2 protein-coding genes are annotated in these 2,384 nt (G+C 54.7%); both read right to left on the bottom strand.

What is annotated here, in order from left to right:
- Window positions 1–53: 53 nt before the first annotated feature.
- Window positions 54–821, bottom strand: a complete 768-nt coding sequence (locus tag KQI26_RS15000) for a type IV secretory system conjugative DNA transfer family protein (RefSeq protein WP_253292902.1) — start codon at window positions 819–821, stop codon at window positions 54–56.
- Between the two features lie 199 nt (window positions 822–1,020).
- Window positions 1,021–2,384: collagen binding domain-containing protein (locus KQI26_RS14995; RefSeq protein ID WP_253292901.1), on the bottom strand; the 1,364-nt coding region annotated here is incomplete at its 5' end.

The following is a 2,384-nucleotide window of genomic DNA, read 5'->3' as shown; positions in this document are numbered from 1 at the left end:
GAGGGCAGGCGTTTCAGGGCGTTACCCCGTCATTCCACCTGTCGAGTTACCAGTTATCCAAACAACGGTATTTTGTTGTTTGTCCGCTGACTTTTTACCGCCAGCGAACGAGTCGCACTCTCCCAGAACGGATCTGAGCTGGTGGCGTTTTTCGCTGTGGTGTTCTTGATCAGGTTGTCGATGAGCCGCAGCACATCCTTTTCATCCCGGATATACCGGAAAGGATTGTAGCAATCTGAATTGTCCGGATCATTGAGATTGAACACTTTCACATCGTAACCTTCCTGGAGCAGCAGATTGCCTGTATCCCGGAGCATTTCGCCTTTCGGATCGATAATGAGATAGGAACAGTTGGCGGACATAATGCCTGGCTTGCAAAAGAACCGGGTCTTACCCGCGCCAGAACCACCAATCACCACAATGTTGAGATTGCGCCGGTATCGCTGGTTGTCCAGTCCCATCTGCATATTTTGAGTGAGAATGATGTTGTTCAGCTTTGCTTTGGCATCTTGGTACTTCTTCCGCAGCGCCTGGGGTGATCCCCAATGAGCGCTGCCATACTCTTCTCCAGGACGCCTGTTCCCTTTCCAGGAGTAGTAGGCTGCCACTGCCGCCCCATAGCAAGCCAGGGCCATGAGCACCACCGGCCCGGTCTTACTACCCAAAGAGATCGCAAAAGGGTGCTCGGTCGCTTCCATGAAGCTTTCCAACCAAGGCAAAAGGGTCATACCATCCTGCCAGCATCCGGCCAACAGCAGTGCTGCCCAGATAACCGGTATGGCCATCACCAGCCACACGACCCACCCTTCATCTTTTTTCAATCACCTTCCCCCCTTCCAACGCCGGACAAGCGGTGTGACCGCTTGTCCGGATATTCGCAAGGGTCTGCGTGCACGCCTTCGGCGCACACTTGTCCCTTGAGAAGTGCAAAAACCGGCGCACAGGTCGCCGGTTTTTGCAGATTGATGAAAAATGTGTAACAAAAGCGCTTCCTCTTTGCCGTTCCTTCCAGACAAACCGTTAAAAGCCCGTCTGGGGCAGTTTGATAATGGTTTTAGCGTAAACTTTCGTGACCCAGCGTGTTACCGCCATGATCCACTCACCGCCGTAAGTGCCGCCCACATCGGCCACATTAGTGAATGTGCTGCCACCAGCCAGACCGCCGATGGTCACACCCGACAGGGACGGAGCTTCCACTTGGCGGAAGCCTGCCTTGACCGTGCCGAAAACAAACATGATCTCGGTCACTCGCTCACCGGCTGCCAGATTCAGTGCCGCAGGGCTGGCGTCAATGGCATAGTTCTGCTGCGTACTCAGATTGTCTGCCAGCGTCCGATAGGAGCTGCCGGAGTGAGTCGTCCTGTAAACGATCTTGTAGCGCAGATTCTGGTTATATGTGCCGGTGACTACCTGCTGAAGCCGTACCTGCCATGCCGGCCAGGTATCTCTCCAGTAGAAGTTGTCCAGGGGCACTGTGGAGTTGTTGCCAATGCCTGAGAAGGTGTATTTCACCGGCTGACCGGGCATCGCTTCTTTCGGCCCGGTCTTTTGGATGGACACACCGGTGCCCACGCTTTCATCCAGCACTTCAAATTCTACGATCTGCCCGGGATATTCCAGGTAAGCGGTGAAGGTGGTGGGATTGATGCTGTAATAGTTGGGGGCCTTGACCTCCCGGATGGTGTACCGTCCCAGGGGCAATGCCTTGGATGCTGCCCGGCCATTCTGGTCGGTGACAATGGTGTCTACCTTGTTGTTGGCCTTGTCATAGACCTCAAACACCGCTCCTTCCAGGAGCGTTCCGGCAGGCAGGCCATTGATGGAGTTTGCGTTTTTGCTCTTCTTGACGATCTGCACCTGGGCTTTTTCCGCTGTGTTCTCCCAACGAATTTCACTGACCTGGCCGTATTTCACATAGAAGGTTTTCAGCTCTTCGTCCAGCAGATATCCCTCCGGGGCTTTGATCTCCCGGACATAATACTTGCCGTCCGGGAGGCCGTCCTCGATATACACATAACCGTCTTGGTCAGAGGTGTACTGGCCAATGGGGCGGCGGTTTTTGTCGTAGAGCAGGAAGGTGGCTCCATACAAGCCCTTGCCGGTCTGGCTGTCTACCTTGTGGATCAGGATATTGGATTCCTTCCGGTTATAAAGCTCAATGGCGGCGGTTTTTCCGTCCTTCACTTCCACCGATTGGGGCGTATCGTCCAGGATGTAACCATCCGGGGCGCGCACCTCGGTGACGGTGTACCATCCTTCCTCTACCTCCGGCAGACGGATCACGCCGTACCGATCGGTGGTATAGGTGCCGATGATCTCACCATTCATCTTCCGCACTTCAAACTGGACTCCGCCCAAGCGCTCACCGGTTTCCGCGTCCTTTT

The sequence above is a fragment of the Intestinimonas sp. MSJ-38 genome (assembly GCF_018917925.1).
GTDB lineage: Bacteria > Bacillota > Clostridia > Oscillospirales > Butyricicoccaceae > Pseudobutyricicoccus.
The sequence above is the reverse complement of the archived record's forward strand: the minus strand, read 5'-3'. Positions and strand labels throughout refer to the sequence as shown.